Genomic DNA, 19,101 nt, shown 5'->3' on the forward strand with positions numbered 1-19,101 from the left:
CTATTGAATTCCTTGTCATGAATCTAGATACATTTTATTGCCATTTGAACGAATATGAGCTTCAATAATATCGCCTTTGTTTAAGGTTCTATATTTAGCTAAATTGTTTTTGTTAACAAAAAATGTGTAATTTAAGGTGCGGTCACACACTTCAATAATTGCATATGGCTTATCTTTAGGTTCTTTTTTAACTACTATTTCAATAGCAGTACTAAAGCTGCCCTGCATTTTTAGTAAGTCAGATAGTCTATACTTATATTTTTTTTCGTATTGTACTGTTTTATAGGCATTATAGATATTTCCAAGTAGTTCAATTTCATTTCTTGATTCTTCTTCTAAATTAAATTTAGATTGCATCTCTATGTTCTCTGAAGCTTTTTTATAGCCTTCAAAGTCTAAATTCTTAGCTATATCAGCAAATGAATTAGCGCCCTTGCTAAGCAAGTTATACTCTTCTTGCATAAGCAAGTCTACACCACTAATATAGTCTTGGTAACCAAAATTGCGAAAGACATTTGCTCTAATTAGTGTGCTTATCATTGAATTTTTTATGCCCGCAAATCTTAGGCGTAGCAAGATTTCAAAAAGTGATAAATCTTTATATTGTCCATTTTCTTTAATATCTAGAGCAATTTTTTTAATGCTCTCAGCTCCTAAACCTTTGATCATATTAAAAGGAAGATAAATATCACCATTATCAACTATGGCTGAGTTAGTAAAATGAATAATGCTTGGTGAGTAAACACTAAAATTCATGTTTTTTAATTCATTAACAAACGAAGCAATCTTATTTTGATCACCATATGAGTTAGAAATAAGAGCACTAAAGTAAACCTGCGGATATCTAGCTTTATAGTAAGCCATTTTCATTGTTAAGTAAGCATATGATACAGCATGCGATTTATTAAATCCATATTGAGCAAACTTTTCGATTTTGTCATAAATTTTAGTTAATGATTCAATACTGAAATTATTTCTAAGTCCACCTTCAAAAAAAGTGTTTCTATATTTATGCAGCTCCACTTCATTTTTCTTGCTTATTGCTCTTCTTAGTAAATCAGCTTGTGCAAAAGACATTTTTGCAACAGCTTGAGCTATTTCCATTATTTGTTCTTGATAAATGATAATGCCATATGTTGGAGCAACAATTTCATCATAGACTGGATCTATTTTTTCAATTAATTTTGGATTTTTTCTGTTGTTTGCATAGTCTTTAATATATTCTTTTGGTCCAGGTCTGTAAAGTGAAATAATAGCAAAAAGGTCTTCAAAACTCTGAATGCCAACTCTTTTAATTGTGCTTTTCATTCCAGAAGATTCAATTTGGAAAAGACCTTCAGTGTTTCCATTATTAAGTAGGTTTATAGCCATGGGGTCTTGCAACTCTAAGTCATTTTCATAGACTAATTGGTCAAAAAGCTTTAGTTTGCTAATTCTTTTTTCAATATGCTTAATTTCTGTTAAAGTCTTAAGCCCTAGTAAGTCAATTTTTAGCAAGCCAAAGTCTTCTACAAATTCCATCGGCACTTGCACTTGCAAAAATGAATAAGCATTTTCAAACACAGGAACATATTCATTTAGATCTTTATCAGAAATAATTAAACCAGCTGCATGAATTCCATATTGACGAGGAAGTCCTTGTAATTTTGAAACATGATTTATAAACTTTTCATAGTCTTTTAGTGATGATACTTCTTTATTAAAAGTTAGATTTTTTGCAAATTCTTCTTCAATAGATGAATAATTTGCAAAAGCATTTATAGACTTACTTATTCTATTAACATCAGAAAGAGGTATATCAAGCATTCTTCCTACATCTCTTATAGCTTGCTTTGTTCCCATTGTTTGAAAAGTTGAAATAACAGCTACTCTACTTTTGCCATATTTATTTTGTAAATAGGCAAAAATTTCATCACGTCTGTCATCTTGAATATCAATATCAATGTCAGGTCATGAGACTTTATCAATATTTAAAAATCTTTCAAACAAAAGATTGTATTTTAGAGGATTAATTTTTGTAATACCTAGTAAATAGCTAATCAATGAACCAGCAGCACTACCTCTACCAGGTCCAATTGATATGCCATTATTATCAGCATACTCAATCATATCTGAAATTATTAAAAAATAGTTAATAAAACCTAGTTTTTTAATCACTGAACATTCATAATTTATTCTGTCGTTAACAGCTGTTTTATAGGGCAATAAAGCTTTTTTGTGTTTCGCAAGTCCTTGCTTTATTTTCTCAATAAAAAGCTCATAGTTTTTTTCTTCGCTTTCACAAAAAGAAGCTAATTTAAGTTCTTTTTTAGGAAAAGTCACATTGCAATTATCAACAATAAAATTAATTCTAGCTAAGAAGTCTGAATCAGTCGTATAGTCTTCAAAATAACTAAAATTATAATTAGCTTCTTTATTGTTTCCTAGCTTTAAGAGAATATTAAGTGTTTCGTTGTCCTCAACATCAATTAATTTGTTTTCTTTTACATAAATTGAGTTTGGAATTGAAGAATCAGGCGAAGAAATGTAGTAATTTTTATTATCAGAAAGCTTATGATGTTCATTTTTTGCATACAGTCCATTTGAAGGGTGGTCAATAATGAAAAGGTTGTCACTAATAATGTCATTGAGCCTAATTTCTTCTCTAGATTTTTTTAAAATAAGTGAGTTAATTAGCTTAAAACCTTCATAATTTTTAGCAAGCAAAATAAATCTAGATTCTTCAACATCTAAATCAACCCCAATAATTGGCTTAATTTCATAAGCTGCACATTGTTTTAAAAATTCACCTAAAGCAAACATGTTATTATGGTCGCTTAAAACAACAGCCCTTTTGCCGTTTTCTTTAGATAGTCTAACTAAATCTTTTACTTTAATTAATGATTCTAAAAATGAATATTCAGTAGTGTTATATAAGTCTATAAATTCATTCATATGATTATTATATTTTATTAAGTGATTACAGAAAGCATCAGGGAGGATTATTTATTAAAAATAAATAATTTTGTTGATTTGCATAAATCAGAATTATTTTAATTTACTTAGGTTTGAAAATATGAAATTTTCCTAAAGAGACTATAAAACAGTCTCATCAGAATAACAGCATAATTATTTGGTACATTCAGTATTAAAAATATAAAATTATCTTTGTTAGAGGTTATTTATGAAGAGAAGTAAAAAGATTTTATTAACTACTGCTTTTGTTCCACTACTAAGCACTGCTTTAGCAGCAAAATGTGAGAATAAAGAAAATAATAGTAGCAATCAAAAACCACCTGCAGCAAAACCAAGCGATCCTGTGTTGCCTAAAAAACCAGGCGAATCGCAACCTGAGCCATCAAAGCCAGATGATACTACTAATAATAACAATGTTAGTTTCAGCGATATAGAATCATTAAGCAAAAGTTTAAAAATAACAAATTATTCATTCAGTAAACTAGATCCTAAGACGGCCTTAAGCGAGATATTAAAAGACGAAAGTATCTTTTTTAAAGATGTTTTCGGCGAAAAAGTCTTAGAGTTATATACTCTAAAAATTAGCTCAGAATCAGTCAAGTATGACTTTGATAAAGGCTTATTAATTAATCTCACTATTAGTTTTACAAAGAAAAATGTTACAAAAACATTTGATTTTACAGTTGCTGGATTCAAAAAGAAAGAACAAAATAGCGATAGATTGAACAAGAAAGAGAATTACATAAGCGCTAAGGAGCCTGATGAAAAAATTAAAGGCTTATTCCCATCATTAATTGCGAGAATGCTTTTATATGTTGATAATCCAGAAAGATATAAGGATATTACAAGTAATAATAAAGTGAATTATGAAGCATTATTAAATGCTAATGGTAAATATTTTAGTACTGACACTACACCATTTGGTCCTGGAACTAAAGAAGCATTTTTTACATATAACGAGAATTTAAGAGAAGAGTATATTGACAAGATTGTTGCAGCTGGATATGACGATAGTGCAGGCACTTTACAATTAGAAGTTGAAATCAAAAACAATCCAGATAAGAATAGCAATGAGCCATCAATAACCAAGACTTTTTCTTTTGCAGGCCTAAAAAAGGCAGATTTGCAAAATCCAACTAACAATGTAATTGGTTTTTCACTAACGCCTATGTCTTTTAAAAATTTGCAAATTGTTAAAAGCATTTTATCTAAAAAGACTAAAGAAAGCATTAAGGTAGGAGAAAACATATTAAAGGACGTTAACGAAAGTCAACAAAAGTTTTTAAAACAAAAAATAGTAAGCGAGCTTAATGTTTATATAAGCGATAGCAATAAGGCTTATCAAGATGGCTTTAGCCAATCTGCAAAAGTGTTAGATTTACCTTCATTAGGAAACAGTTTTGTACTGTATCCATTTTTTACTTGGATAAGTGCTGAATCTATATTTGATATAAAACTAGAATTAGTAACTGGTGATACAGGCAAACTAAAGCTTTCATTTAATATTAAGTTGCCAGTTTTTGCACAAGGAATTGGAGACCTCAAGGATTATTCTAATTCAAATAACAAACAGATATTTATTCCTGTTTTTACAGAAGCAAACATCGATCAGTTTACGTTTAAAAAATAAGTCAGAAACAGACAAAAAATTGAGCAAGGGCTCAATTTTTGTATATCATTTAGTTCCAAAAGCACTATAAAACAGGGGTATAAACAAAATTGCTGCATTATAGTTATTGTATTAAACTATGATGAAGACTTTTCTAGACTTTTTAATATATTAGGCAGCAATTGTTCTCAATCTTTTTTATGAATATCATTCATGTCTCAGCTCTCAGGAGTTATAAATAACTCGGTATTTTTTGACTTAGGATTTAGTTTTAGCAAGTTGATGTAGTCTAAAAAGACATTTTTGTCATATTTTCTGTTGTTTTGCTCGCCATAATTGCCAGTAGCGGTGCTAGCCAGATTCCCACGAGTAGATTTACCAAAATCAAAAGTGTTTATATTGAAAACACTAAACTTTTCAGCTGATATTTTGGCTATAGGCTGTAGTAATTTATCCAAGTCTATATAACTCGCACCAATTTCACTTTCTAAAAGATTAACTCTTCTAAATTTTATTTTCTTTACAAAATCAAAAAATTCCTTAAAGCTCATTAATTTAGGCCTATAGGCAAAATTAATGTCTATAAAGTTAAGTAAATCTCCAGATTCATTTTGGTTATATTCTACAGTCACACTAATATCATTTAAATTATAAAGTTTGTTAAATTTGAATGTTAGTGCATTAACTTTTTTAGAATCAATAATAAGTGATTCTTTTTTGACATCAAAAATACCAAATTTTCTATGGTTATTTATTAGCGCAGCATTATTGTTTTCAGGCAATTTTTTAGCATACTCATATTCTTCAATATATACTACTCTTTCTGGCACATAATTTATTGGATAGAAGTCATAAATTTCATCGTATTTTTTGCGGCCAGTATTGACTTCTGTACGCGGTCTTGTAGATTTTTCGCGCTCCACAAATGATTCCAGTTTAACTGAGTTATCATAGACGTATTTTGAGAGAAAAGCAGATAAATTCTTAAAACTGCTGTTTTTTAAGTTAGGCAAATCGTTTTTAATTTCTTCATCTCAAAGTTGCTTCATATATTTAAGACCACTAAAGTATATAATGCTACCAGGAGTTAATGCTGTATATGTAAGTTTTGGATTGTATTCCTTAACAACTTTTGAATTATCAATTTCTCTTGAATAAAACGAATCATATAAGTTTATCGTGTAAATCAGGTATGAAATATATTCATTTTCTATCCCTGGAATTTCTTGATTTGCAGCATATGTAAAATTATTAATTAATTTAACAAAATTGTAGAAAACTTCTTTAAATCTATCTTTAAACTCAGAATCAGCATTAAACGAATTATATTTTCTTCCCAATATTTCTATAGTATTAGTTGATTCTAAAGTCTGTAGAATCTTTTTCTCATATAATTTAAAATCAAACAATTTAAACTGACTTTCAAAACTTCCTTCAGTGGAACTAATATAATAATCCCCGCATGATATGGTTGATATTGAAAAAAGCACTGACATAGTTATTGCGCCAAGGAAGGAAGAAATATTGGCCTTTTTGCTTAACGAAAATCGCTGTAACTTTCTAGCCATACATTCTCCTTGAGGTGTTCTCAATATCTTTGTTTAATTTGTGGTATGTATTTTTTATACGGTTGTAATGCTGGATGAGTAATTAGTAAGTCTTCTGTCTCTATCACGAACCCCTAGTTTATTATAGTAAGGGACATACATTCTAATTAATTGCTTATAATCATTCTCATCAATAGATATAGAGCTATCTTTGTTTAGTAACCTTATTATCAACTATTGGTAAAATTCCAGAAACAGAAAAAATTGGGGCGATGTATATTGGGCTTAAAATTAACTTATTCAACTTATTCATAGTACTAACATAATTATAATATCACTAATAAGTATGCAAATTTATGAATGGAAGGGATTACCTTCATATACCAATAATAGCTATTGGCAACTAGAACTGATAAAGAAAAAGCACTAGAATTAATCTAGTCAATTTTTCAATTTTATATTTATTATATGCAGTTAGCTTCTTATAACCACTATATATTTTCTTGCATTATATGCAATAAATTTTTTCAATCTTGTTCAGAAACATTGTTTAAATTTCAACTGTCCGGTGTAAGCAATAGTTGAGTGTTCATAGTTTTGATGTCTTGATTTAACAATTGAAGATAATCTATAAAAATATTTAACTTATTTATATAACTCTCCCAGCCGAAAACTTCATCATATGGTCTATTGAACTTCCGGAGTTTTGAAGGTTTTCCAAAATCTGAAGTTTCTATTGATAAAACTATAGGTTTGTTTGGTTCTATGCCGCTTATGTTTTTAAAAAGTTCATTTAGGTCAACAAAACCATAGGAAATTTTATCCTCTGAAAGATTTTTGCTACTAAAACTAGTTCGTTTTTTAAAGTTAATAAATTCCTTAAAGCTCATTAATTTAGGTCTATAAGAAAAATTAATAATGATGTCATTAACTGGTGCTTCAGAGCTTGAGCTATATTTTATTGCATTAACACTAATATCATTTATTGAATAAGTGTTATTAAATTTAAATGTCAAAGCATTTATGTTTCTTGAATCAATTATTAAATTTTCTTTTTTAACATCAAAAACGCCAAACTTTCGATACTTATTTATTACAGAATAATTGTTTATTGTTGCAAGGAGTTCAAGATTCTTTTTATCATTGTAAACGTTAAAAGCATTGTTTTCAACTTTTATATTTTTCCCAGCATTTGTAATTGCTTTGTCATCAGGCTTAACAGAGTAATATATTGTGTCTTTGTATTGATTGAGATGTGAATATAACTTAAGCAAATTTTTGTGAATATCATTAAGCAGAAGATAAGACAAATTTTGTCAGTAATTGTTATCAGCATGATTTTTGATTGCTGATTCTCTCATTGATAATTCCTTTGCATATTTAATACCATCAAAGTAAGATAAATTGTCAAGAGTTAAAGTTTTATGTACATTTTTTGAATCGTATTCTTTTGCAATTTTTGACTCTTCAATTTTATTTGAATAAAACAAATATCTGTTTTCGCCAGTATAGTACAAGTATGAAATGTATTCGTTTTCAATTCCTGGTAAATCATAATTTGGTGTATAAGTAAAACTAGATATTAGTTTGAGAAATTCACCAATTTTCTTTTTAACTTCAGGGCTATATTCCAAAACTCATTTATCACCCAAACTAAATACTTCTATTCTGTTATCAATAATCTTTCTGATTTTCCTCTCAAAAATATCAGTATTTAAATAAATAGAGAGTTCGCTTTCATTAGAAGTTTGATAAAACGTCCCGCAAGATGATGAAACAAGCATTGGAATACTTATAGCAAAAGGCAAAGCTGATTTTATCAAAAAGGAACGGGCTCTACTTCCACTACATTTGCATAGTTTTTTATTCATACATTTTCCTTTAAATGTTCTCAGTATTTTTGCTTAATTTGTTGAATATATTTTTTATATGGTTGCAATATTGGAGCTTCTGCATAATAGTATGAATAGTTTGAATCATTCTCGGAAAGAATAACATTATTCTTTCAGATAAGATAGTCTCAAAATATTCTAAGATATCTTTCTAGTTCATCATAATTGATAAATATTTTATAAGTTTCATTTCAAATAGGGGCAGGTTTATAAAAGTAAACTTTTTGTATTGTAACATTAGGTTCATTTCCTAATTTAGTTTCTGTTGTAGAGTGATACATTGACATATAAGTATGGGTTGTCATATCAGCCTTTATTGAAAAGTATGGTATATGATCGAAGCTTCAATCAGGATTAATTCTTCTGTTATATTCTATTGCTTCCAATAGAATTGGAAGCCATTTATTCCTGAATCAGCTAACATATGAGTTATTTTTTGTATTATAAAGTTTTCAGTATTTAGCAAATGACATTTTCTGCTGTCAAACAAAAGTTGAATCTCAATGCTTTCATTGACCTTGGACTGCTGTATCGGCATAAACTTGACTTTCAGTTTTCTTACTTATAAAGTCTTTACCCAGTTCATGAGGGCGAATTGTCTTTATTTTGTCACTATTTCAAATATCTTTCATTTTAAAGTATTTAGGTATTCCAAAGCCTGTTTTGTTTTTAGCTCTATTGTGTCTTCAGTGTTCATACTCAGAAGTCAATTCATCAAAATTAAAATTTTTATATTTATCTACTTTAGTTGATGAATAATTGGCCGAACCTGCTAACAATAGCTTAACATCAGCAATTGATAACTCTCTTTTTAATTTGCTTTGAAGACGTGATATAAGTCCTGTTATCATTGGTGCAGATTTACTTGTCCCGCGAAAATCAAACAAGTATGATATTTTGCTTTTGAATTCATCAGAATCATTCGTAGTTTTTATGTATTTTTCTATAAGGTCATAATCATCTTTATAATATATATTTTTTGATAATTCATCTCTGTCATTTTCGAGATCATTTCCGTAAGCAGAAATAAATGGAAATGAACCATAATTATCCTTAGCATATGAACTAAAATTTGTTGCAATATTCTTTCAATTTACAGAACCTACTGAAATAATACCATCATGATAGCGAAGACTTTGTCAATCTAATAAAGAGTTAAAGAGTTTCTTCTTTCTATTTTCAATATCAAGAAAATCAGAAAAGTCAAAGTCGTGCAATCATCGATCATTCCGATTGTACGTTCAACTTTTAATACCAAATGCATTATCAATAACAGGTCGAATTTTAGCTAATAATTTTTCATTATAATTTTCGTCATTTTCATTCTTTCAATATTCAGATTTATATTTTTTTGATGAATTAAAAAACTTTTTAAATACGCCATAAATTTTTTGTTTTGAAATGATGCCATTATCCAAGAATTCTGGTTTATTTAGTAAATTATTATCCACCATTGTCTTAGATAATTCATCGTTGTCATTTCCACTGGATTGAATAACCTTAATATTATTATCCAACGCATATTGACCTATTGCTTTGTACTGTTTTTTAATATCATCCATTCCATAAATATTCTTATTATCATAAAGTGTGAAATAGATAATTGCCTTAGATAGATTATAAAATATGCTTCTGTATTTATAGATATCATCTAATGACATTTTGTAGTCATTATCAACATCATCATATTTTTTATCATTTTCAGAGCTATTCAATGTGTTGGTAGTTCTTGATCCAATTTGCCCAAATATATCAGCTGGTCCTAAACTCATGTTTATTAGCCTTATTCCAAAATTTTTATGTAGATTTATAATACTATCAATTATTTTATTATTATCCAACGTCGTATAGTATATTGAAGCATCCTGGTTAATACCAAAGTCTGTACCTATTATTGAAGCCACAGCATATCCATGATCCGAATAGCTTTTTGAATTATAAGGATTTGTTCTAACTATTTTAAAGTCGCTGTTTTGCGAAAGTAAGTAATTGCTATCAATATCTTCTACCTCAATAATCCCTACTTTATCATATACACTAGATGAATAATCACTAGGCATCTTTTCCCTATCTCACACTCCTAATTTGTTGTAGTATGGGATATACATTTTAATTAACTGTTTATAGTCATTTTCATTTATTGATATATTGCTATTTTTATTGATTTTAACTTTGTTATCCACAACTGGTAATACAGCAGAAACAGAAAAAATTGGCGTGAAATATAATGGGGTCAAAATTAACTTATTTAGCTTATTCATAGTGCTAAAATTATAATTATATTAATAAATTTTTAAATTTATGAGTGGAACAAGTTAGTGCATTTAATTATGATATTTAAAATATAAACTATTCTTTATAAAGAAAAAAGCGCTAGAAATAATCTAATCACTTTTTCGATTTCTAAACAGACAAATTTTAATAAATTTCATTTTTTAGCTAAAATCAGGAACAACAATAGGATATTTAATTTTGTCCATATTACTATTCAAAAACCTCATTGCAGCATCGTAAACTAGAGGCGGTATGAATTGTTCCTTTTCGTCTGTGCAAACTTCAAAATAAGTATCAAACGCATCAGGCCTCATTGCAAACATTATAGAGCAGCTTGCTTTTCTGAATGATTCTATTGTTTCTTCTGTGTATATTGATGCATCCCTATTAACTTGATTGAATAAATCCATTAGTGTTTGTGATTCATCATTTATGCGCACTAGCATAGATGAAAAGAAGTAAATTATGTTTGCATTAGCAAAAATCACAAATGCTCTATCAGACTTAGCAAAAGTTGCTTTATGTTCTAATATATTATCGTCTTTTATAACAAAAGTTGCATCATCGTTTGTTTTAAGTTTATAGATTTTACCGATATTTATTTTTCCCATACTTGGATTATATTCTAATTGTTCAAAGTTAAATAATACTAAAATAGAATGGCAAAATACATTCACAATGTATACTACATACTAATAATTAAGAGTATTGTTTTTCAAATTATTATTTTAATAATTACAAATACTGATGATACATATATTTTAGATGCTATATTATACTTACAATACTATAAAACAGACTTCTATGCAAAATAGTTGCCTTATATTAATGATGGCATAAATGCATAGATACTAACAATATTTATGCTTTTCTAACATTAAGCAATTTATGTTGATATATTTATTGATAAATATATTAAAATTTATAAACTATGAATAAGAAATACGATGCTATTGTTATTGGTGGGGGTCATGCTGGTCTAGAAGCTGCATTTGCTATTTCACACAAAGGCCACAACACACTTTTATTAACTTTTAACTCTAAAAAATTAGGAATGATGCCGTGTAATCCATCAATTGGCGGGCCTGCTAAAGGAATTATAACTAGAGAAATTGATGCTTTAGGCGGAATGCAGGGGCTATGAGCTGACTTAGCAACTATTCAGCTTAAGATGCTTAATCTTTCAAAAGGCCCTGCAGTTAGAGCGTTAAGAGCGCAAATTGATAAAGAAAAGTATTCACAACTTGCCTATGAATATGTTTTAAAGCAGCCTAATTTAGAATTATTAGAAGGTGTAGCAGAAGAAGTTATAGTTGATGAAAATGGCTATTTTAAAGGCGTTTTAGTTGAAAATATTGGTTTAATAGAAGCTAAAGTTTGTGTTATAACAACAGGCACATATATGAACTCTAGAATTCTAAGAGGCCAAGATATTACAACAAGTGGGCCTGATAATGAAAAAACAACACCTAAATTAAGTGCATCATTAGCAAAATTAGGCTTTACATTGCAAAGACTTAAAACTGGAACTCCACCTAGAATTTATTCTGATTCAATAAACTTTGATGAAGTTGAGCAAGAAGTATTGAGCGACGTTAATATTTCTTTTTCATCACGTTCAAATTTAAAAATGCCTAAACAAATAGCATGTTATTTAACTTATACAACCCCTGAAACTCATAGAATTATTGAAGAAAATATTCATCGCTCTCCTATGTATTCAGGAGTAATTGAAGGAATAGGGCCAAGATACTGCCCTTCTGTTGAAGATAAAATTGTGAAGTTTCCTGACAAAGAAAGGCATCAAATTTTCTTCGAACCCGAAACAGCTGATGGAGCAATTACATATGTAAACGGTTTATCTACATCTATGCCAATTGATGTTCAAGAGCTAATGATTAAGTCAATTCCAGGATTAAGAAATGCTAAGGTGCAAAAATGAGCATATGCAATTGAATATGATGCACTAGATCCATTACAACTTAAAGAATCTTTAGAAACTAAACTTGTGCACAATCTTTTTACAGCCGGCCAAATTAACGGAACTAGTGGTTATGAAGAAGCAGCTGCACAAGGGCTTATAGCTGGTATTAATGCAGCACTAAAATTAGAAGACAAAGATCCAATTGTGATTTTAAGAAATCATGGATATATTGGCGTTTTGATTGACGATTTAGTAACTAAAGGCACCAAAGAACCTTATAGAATGCTAACTTCTAGAGCTGAATATAGATTATTATTAAGAAATGACAATGCAGATGACAGATTAAGCGAATATGCCTATAAATCAGGAATGATCAGCAAAGAAGAGTATCAAAAAGTTTTAGATAAATATAAGTTAATTGATGATGAAATTCAAAGATTAAACACAACATATTTATCTGGTAAAAGCGATGTGGCATTAAAATACAACATTACAAATGGCTCAACATTATTAAACGTTATTTCTAGACCTGATGTAGACCCAAGCGACATTATTCCAAACTTTCCATATTTAGAAGAAATAACCACAATGGTGCGTTTACATGGCTATATTGAAAAGCAAAAATCAGATGCAAATAAGGCTGTAAGGTTAGAAAATTTAAAAATTCCTGAAGATTTAAATTACTTTGATGTTAAAAATATAGCTATCGAAGCTAGACAAAAGTTTGAAAAAATTAGACCAGCTACAATCGGTCAAGCTAGCAGAATAAGTGGAATAAATCCTGCCGATATTCAAATGTTAATGTTCCATTTAGAATCAAGACACAAGAAAAATTATGACCAAAATTAAAATAGTTGCTGTTGGTTCACTTAGTCCTAAATTCAAAAGTTTATATGAGGAATATGCTAAGCAAGTAAGTCACTTTTGCTCCTTATCATTGTCTGAACTTAAAGAATTTAGTGAAGAAAAAAATATCGAAGTTAAAAAAGAAAAAGAAACCAAATTAATTTTAGATGCCTTATTGCCTAATTCTAAAGTGATTTTGCTTTCGTTAAAAGGCAAGCAAATTGATTCAATTGCCTTTTCTAAATTAATCGAAATGAACACAAACCAGAGTTTTACCTTTATAATTGGCGGCTCTGATGGAGTATGTGAAGAGCATTTCGAAAGCGCACAAAAGTTATCTTTTTCGCAAATGACATTTCCACATCAATTATTTAGAATCATGTTAATTGAGCAAATATATAGAGCTTTTATGATTCTAAATAATAGTAAGTATCATAAATAATTTGCCTGTTTTATAGGCTTATAAGTAAAATGTTCTTAAACAATAGGAGGCTGTTATTCATAAGTCAGTTAGTGAAAAACAGGAAAGAGCCAGAAAATTATTCGGTGAAATGCCTATTTCTAAGGCTATATGAATAGTTGCCATTCCTAGTTTATTAGCATCTATGATGGTTGGTCTATATTCATTTATAGATCAAGTTTTCATATTGCAATTTGTTCCTAAATACAGTAATGTTTTTGGTAATGCTGATAGTGAAATAGTTAAATATTTAAATCTTGGCCTTCATGATGTAGGCGCCAACGATATATTTAAAAGCTATAACCAGATGCTTAGTGCTTATAACGAGCAAGCTGCTATTGCAAATGTATCAAAATTAACTGTTATAAATTCAAATACTATCGTTTCAACCACAACTGCTTCATTTACCCCATTAATTATTTTTTCGAATGCAATTGTTTATTTAGTTCCTGTAGGTTCATCAATTTACTATACAAAATGTATAGGTAAAAAGCTAGAGAAAACAGGCAAAAACTTGTGAGCAACTATGTTTTGAATTAGTGTTATGCTCTCTGTTTTTTCATCTCTTGTCACTTTTACAGCAATATGAACAGGCTTAATAGACAAAATTGCAGGAGTTACCACAATTGATCCAGCAATTGCGCGTAGTGCGAATGTTAATGTTGAAAGGTTACAAGATTTTTATAATGCAGCACACAAATTAAGTGTTGAATGAGCAAAACAGTACATTTACATTTATGCCAGCGCGACTGTTTTACAGTGCTTAACGCTTTATTTGTCATACTTTATTCGTTCTGAAGGTTATAACACATATGTAATGGCATGCGGTATTGCTGCTAACCTTATAAACATTGCTTTAGATGCTTTATTTATAATCGTTTTTAAAATGGGGGTGCTCGGTGGAGTTGTTGCCACAGTTATTGGCTGATTTTTCAACACATTTGCCTACATTATTTATATAGTTGTAAAAGATAGAAAACAGAAAACGTGGCTTTCTATTAAGAGTTTATTTAAGTTTAAATTCAACAAAAAATTACTTGGGCCAATTTTTTCACTTGGTTTAGGCGGCTTTTTAAGAACATTTGGTATCGGATTTTCGTTTATTGTTATGAACCTGTTGATTGCAAATTCTCACTTTGCAATGCCTGAGTATTTCCAATTTTTTTGAGCAAAAGGACAGCCAATTGTAAGTTTGTTCTTGATCTCAATTTTTGGAATCAATGATGGAGCTAGAAGCTTATTTTCATACAATTACACACTAAGAAAATTTGATAGATGCAAAAAAGTCTACTTATGAACAATGCTTATTGCCTTGCTTTATTCAATAATTGTTTATGTGTTTGTTGCTGCAACTGCTAATAATATATGGGTATGAATTTTAAATGTTGACAGTGATAAAATTGATGGAACGGCAACATTTATTAGAATTATTTCACTTAGAATTCTTGCTGTCTCATTAGTTATTAATTCCTTGCTTGCCTTCCAGGGAGCTAATGATGTTGAAAAAACTTTATTTTCGTCAGCATTTGAAAACTTTATTTCATTTATTATTGTTATTCCAATATCCTATGGAATTGCCTACGGTGTCTATAAAACAACCGGAAACAAAGAAATTGCTAACTGAATTATTGTAGGTGCTTTTGTTTTTAACTGCTTATTATCATCACTGGTTTTAATGGGCTTTTCATACTGATTTGTGTTTAAAAAATTGGAAAAAATTGATCAAACAAAGCTAAGCTGAAGCAGAAAAATTGAACATAAATTCTTCGAAATGGCCCAGCAAGCTGAATTACTTGAAACACCGTATTAGTTTAGTATGCAATATTTAAAATTTTAAGCAATATATAGCAACAAAATTAGCATATAAAAACCAAAAATTGTTAAAATTCATATATTATTAATGCATACAAATAAGCTAAATAAAAAAGGAGGCTTAAATGACATCAATAACTGCAAATATGCATCATAAGTATGATGAAATTTCAAAAGAACTTAACACATTGTCTAAAGATGAGTTCAAAAAGATGCTTAAAGAAAAAACAACAATTGAAGCTAAAAAAACTTTCATTTTTTTTATTCTATCTATCTCACTATTATCTATAGCACTTTTACTTTTAATACCTTTAATACTTTTTAATAAATTAGATCCTTGGGCAGTAAAAAATGCAGCTGAAGTTTCGAAAGTAGCACCTGTTTCTGATACAGTAAAAAATATAAGTTGAGCTCTTTTTGCTTTAATAATAATTTTTATGCTTGCTGGTTCATACATACTTTCTTTATACTTTTCAAATAAATTCAAAACCAAGCAACAAGCTTATAAAAAAGTTGACTTTGCACCTGTAATTTCTAAAATATTTACTTATGCTAATTTAGAATTTTCTAAACCAGAAGAAACTAATTCTGAAGTCTATAAAACAGCCTTAGAAATGTATTCAAAAGAAGACAAAGTCGAAAGCGCAACCGTTGTTAAAACATTTACTGCGCATGATATAGATAACAAAAATGAATGAACTATTAATGAAGTAGAAATATTAAGAAACAGTAATGTAAAAGATAATGTTTTGCTTTTAGAATGTGCTGTTAGTCCCGAGTTTATTAATAAGTCACAACACTCAAGTTTTTATGCTCTTAAGCAACTTAATAATAAAGAAGAACTTATTAAAAATATTGATTCTGAATTTGTCGAATTAGATAGTGAAATAGGCTTATATGCAACAAATAAATCGCTTTCAAATGCATTAATTGATGACCTTAAGAAATTTGCTTCTGAATTTAGATTAGAACAAAATGGCTTTGGATTGTTATACAATGAAAAGTCAGCAAAGTTAAGCATATGATTTAAGTCACAAAATGAATTATTTAGCATATTAAAATCAGTTGACGTTGCATCAACATTACTAAATCATGTATGACTACTAACTGAAATAATGAACAAAACATCAATTTTAATTTAGTTAACTTATATGACTAATATATAGAATATGGACTTTGCCATATTTTTTATTTTTCTGAACCATTAGTCCTTCAGGAAGAGTTATTTTTTCACCATCATTAGTTTCAACAACAATTAAGCCATTTTTTGATAAAAAGTCATTTTGCTTAACTAATTTTATACACTCATTAAGCAAATCATATTCTGCATATGGTGGGTCTAGAAAAATATAGTCAAAAACTCTGCCAGTTTTAGACTTTAAAAACGCTAGTGCATTAGTATTAAAAACTTCAATATTATTTATTTGCAAAGCATTAACATTTTCATAAATTATCTTAACTGCTTCCTTATCTTTTTCAACTGCAACGGCTTTCATTGCATAGTTACTTACTGCTTCAATAGCCATTGAGCCTGAGCCTGCAAAAAGGTCAAGCACAATTTTGCCTTCAAGCTGCATTCTAAGTGAAGAAAAAATAGCTTCACGAACTTTATCCATTGTTGGTCTAATGTCTTTAGATTTTGGCCAATTTAAAAGCCTGTGCCTATACTTGCCTGAAATAACTCTTATCATTTAGTTCCTTAAGTTCTTTAATAAAATCAATTATATGAGCATCAATATTTTTAAATTATAATATTTCTATGAGTGTTTATAATGTAGATTTAGTTAAGCTACCTAAAAAGGTTTTGAGAAAAAAATCAGAAAATGTTCCAATTCCATTAACTAGCGAAGACATTGAACTTGCAAAAACAATGATTTATCATATTGACGATAGTCAAAAGCAAGGCTCTAAGTTTCAAGCAGGAGTTGGTGTTGCTGCTGTTCAATATGGCATTTTAAAAAGAGTTTTTTATATTAATATAACTGAAGACATGGTTGATGATAAAAGTCAAATATTAAGAGATGTCTTTTTTAATCCCACCATTATAGCTATGTCTAACTCAAAAATTGCCCTTTCACAAGGAGAAGGATGCTTAAGTGTTAGGAGAAATATACCTAATCAATCAGGGCTTGTTTATAGGCATAAAAGGATTGTTATCGAAGCTTATTCATATTTTGAGAAAAAGATAAAAAGATATGATCTTAGTGGCTATCCAGCAATTGTTGCTCAGCATGAATTGGACCATTTAGAAGGCAAGTTGTTCATTGACAGAATTGATAATAATAATCCTTGAGACTCTTCCAAAGGAGAATTAATTTATTAAGGAGCAATTATGAAAATAATCGAAAGTTTCGAAAAGATTGCATTTAATTCTTGGTCAATTTTGATCCCCATCATTTTAGTTATCTTTATTGTTGTTTTAGCTATATTATCTGGCTTAAAAAGAGGAATTTATGGGGGACTAATAATTTTATTATTTGGCTTAACTGGCTGAATTGTAGGTTTATTCGCCGCTAAACCTGTAGTTGAAATTATTGTGCAAAATACTAAAATAACTCTTCCTGGTAATAAGCAAGTTGATGCTGAAATACTACGAAAAATGTTTTATGGAATAGTAATGTTTGGAATTCAAGTGTTATTTTTAATAGTTGCCGAAATAATTTCGCTAATTTTAAGAAAAGTTATTAGAAAACCTCTTAAAAATATGCGTGAGAACAAAGTTTCAACTGTTGGAAGCCGTTCATTAGGAGCAATTTTATCAACTGCTGGAATAGTTCCTTGCGCAATATTAGCAGCCAATGTTACTGGATTTATGACTGCGAATAATAAAGTTATCGAAGCTAATAACAAGATGCTTAGTGCAATATCATTTAAAAAAGCTGAAGGTGTTTCAAGATATACACCAGGACTAATTGCTAGTGCTAAAATTGGCAATGATTTATTAACATCTAATAATGAAAGCAACAATAATGAATCGGTAATTAATGCATTTGAATGGTATTTACAACAATTTGTAAGACCAGAAAATTATATTTTAGTTTCTTCTGATGCGCAAGGCAACGCTAAACCTATATTAAGTGCAAATGTATTAAAAAATATTCATGATAAAAATGAACAACAAAAGGTTATAAATGGATTAATCCCGTTTATTCTTGGTGATAATGCAAAAAAGAAAAACGCAATTTCGTTGTATTTCAACTTCAACACATCATCAAAGAGCGATGCTCTTAAATATGATAAAGAGTCTGGAAAAACTGAAATATTAACTGATACCAGTGAGAATGCTCAATCAAAACTTGGCAATATTGATAAAATAAACAACATTTTTAAGTTATATACTGCAACACCTGAATCATTTAAAATAGTAGAATACTTAAGTAAATTAGGACTTAATGATTCTCAAGCATCTCAAGGCTTTAATGAAATATATGATTTAGTAAATCAAACTGAACCTGTCTGAGATATTTTAAATGCTGCTCAATTAAAATTTAATATGCATCCTGATTACAAAATCCAAGTCTATGGCAAAGAATATGTAAGTAGAATGAAAGACATATTGTTTGATTTGTTTGAAAAAAATACTTATGATAAAGCAAAAGGAACAAGCAAGTTTATCTATGACAGAGGCGAGCTTAATGAAGAAAAAATGAAAGAGTGAGTAACTATTCAAACAATTCATCAAAAAATCTACTGAATAGTTTCATCAGTTATTGACAATATGTTTATTATTCCTGAAGATACAAGCAACTAGCTTGTATTTTTATTTATCCTTTTAGGCTGTT

The 19,101-nt window shown here is 29.0% G+C and carries 14 protein-coding genes and 1 pseudogene; 8 read left to right on the forward strand and 7 right to left on the reverse strand.

The genetic code is table 4. The features are described 5' to 3' along the window. Positions 1-2,934, reverse strand: coding sequence for a DNA polymerase III subunit alpha (locus tag MAGA_RS00840; RefSeq protein ID WP_013021825.1), 2,934 nt, complete (start codon positions 2,932-2,934; stop codon positions 1-3). A gap of 229 nt (positions 2,935-3,163) precedes the next feature. Here MAGA_RS00840 and MAGA_RS00845 point away from each other — a divergent pair, with 229 nt between their 5' ends. Continuing rightward, positions 3,164-4,585, forward strand: coding sequence for an LppA family lipoprotein (locus tag MAGA_RS00845; RefSeq protein ID WP_013021826.1), 1,422 nt, complete (start codon positions 3,164-3,166; stop codon positions 4,583-4,585). A gap of 116 nt (positions 4,586-4,701) precedes the next feature. On the opposite strand, the gene MAGA_RS00850 is transcribed toward MAGA_RS00845, so the two are convergent. From MAGA_RS00850 to MAGA_RS00865, 5 genes and pseudogenes are all read right to left on the reverse strand, one after another. Then, a complete protein-coding gene (locus MAGA_RS00850) occupies positions 4,702-6,132 on the reverse strand; it encodes an Mbov_0186 family lipoprotein (RefSeq protein WP_013021827.1) in 1,431 nt (476 codons plus the stop codon). A gap of 69 nt (positions 6,133-6,201) precedes the next feature. After that, positions 6,202-6,424: pseudogene (locus MAGA_RS04930) on the reverse strand (hypothetical protein); the annotation flags it as partial. 178 nt (positions 6,425-6,602) lie between these two features. Then, on the reverse strand, positions 6,603-7,982 hold the full coding sequence (locus tag MAGA_RS00855) for an Mbov_0186 family lipoprotein (RefSeq protein WP_013021828.1): 1,380 nt from the start codon (positions 7,980-7,982) through the stop codon (positions 6,603-6,605). Beyond that, the gene (locus tag MAGA_RS00860) at positions 7,928-10,264 is read right to left on the reverse strand and encodes a S8 family serine peptidase (protein ID WP_013021829.1); all 2,337 of its coding nucleotides are present in this window, start codon (positions 10,262-10,264) and stop codon (positions 7,928-7,930) included. The genes MAGA_RS00855 and MAGA_RS00860 overlap by 55 nt, the downstream gene beginning before the upstream one ends. Before the next feature lie 174 nt (positions 10,265-10,438). Continuing rightward, complete coding sequence (locus MAGA_RS00865; protein WP_013021830.1) at positions 10,439-10,888, reverse strand: hypothetical protein; 450 nt, start codon at positions 10,886-10,888, stop codon at positions 10,439-10,441. 48 nt (positions 10,889-10,936) lie between these two features. On the opposite strand from MAGA_RS00865, the gene MAGA_RS04510 reads away from it, so the two are divergent. From MAGA_RS04510 to MAGA_RS00885, 5 genes are all read left to right on the forward strand, one after another. Then, a complete protein-coding gene (locus MAGA_RS04510; RefSeq protein WP_155810354.1) occupies positions 10,937-11,092 on the forward strand; it encodes a hypothetical protein in 156 nt (51 codons plus the stop codon). A gap of 116 nt (positions 11,093-11,208) precedes the next feature. Next, a complete protein-coding gene (gene mnmG, locus MAGA_RS00870; RefSeq protein WP_013021831.1) occupies positions 11,209-13,050 on the forward strand; it encodes a tRNA uridine-5-carboxymethylaminomethyl(34) synthesis enzyme MnmG in 1,842 nt (613 codons plus the stop codon). Continuing rightward, complete coding sequence (locus MAGA_RS00875; protein WP_013021832.1) at positions 13,037-13,489, forward strand: 23S rRNA (pseudouridine(1915)-N(3))-methyltransferase RlmH; 453 nt, start codon at positions 13,037-13,039, stop codon at positions 13,487-13,489. Before mnmG ends, MAGA_RS00875 begins: the two co-directional genes overlap by 14 nt. 109 nt (positions 13,490-13,598) lie before the next feature. Next, positions 13,599-15,317 (forward strand): MATE family efflux transporter, encoded by a 1,719-nt coding sequence (locus tag MAGA_RS00880; protein ID WP_013021833.1) that lies wholly within the window; start codon positions 13,599-13,601, stop codon positions 15,315-15,317. A gap of 127 nt (positions 15,318-15,444) precedes the next feature. Then, positions 15,445-16,461, forward strand: a complete 1,017-nt coding sequence (locus MAGA_RS00885; RefSeq protein WP_226876353.1) for a hypothetical protein — start codon at positions 15,445-15,447, stop codon at positions 16,459-16,461. Here MAGA_RS00885 and rsmD read toward each other — a convergent pair whose 3' ends face one another. After that, entirely contained in the window at positions 16,462-17,010 is a 549-nt protein-coding gene (gene rsmD, locus MAGA_RS00890) for a 16S rRNA (guanine(966)-N(2))-methyltransferase RsmD (protein ID WP_013021835.1), read from the reverse strand. Positions 17,011-17,078: 68 nt separating this feature from the next. Here rsmD and def point away from each other — a divergent pair, with 68 nt between their 5' ends. Continuing rightward, entirely contained in the window at positions 17,079-17,642 is a 564-nt protein-coding gene (gene def / locus MAGA_RS00895; RefSeq protein WP_013021836.1) for a peptide deformylase, read from the forward strand. Positions 17,643-17,651: 9 nt separating this feature from the next. After that, on the forward strand, positions 17,652-19,070 hold the full coding sequence (locus MAGA_RS00900) for a CvpA family protein (RefSeq protein ID WP_013021837.1): 1,419 nt from the start codon (positions 17,652-17,654) through the stop codon (positions 19,068-19,070). Positions 19,071-19,101 lie beyond the last annotated feature (31 nt).

Source organism: Mycoplasmopsis agalactiae (assembly GCF_000089865.1).
GTDB lineage: Bacteria > Bacillota_I > Bacilli_A > Mycoplasmatales > Metamycoplasmataceae > Mycoplasmopsis > Mycoplasmopsis agalactiae_B.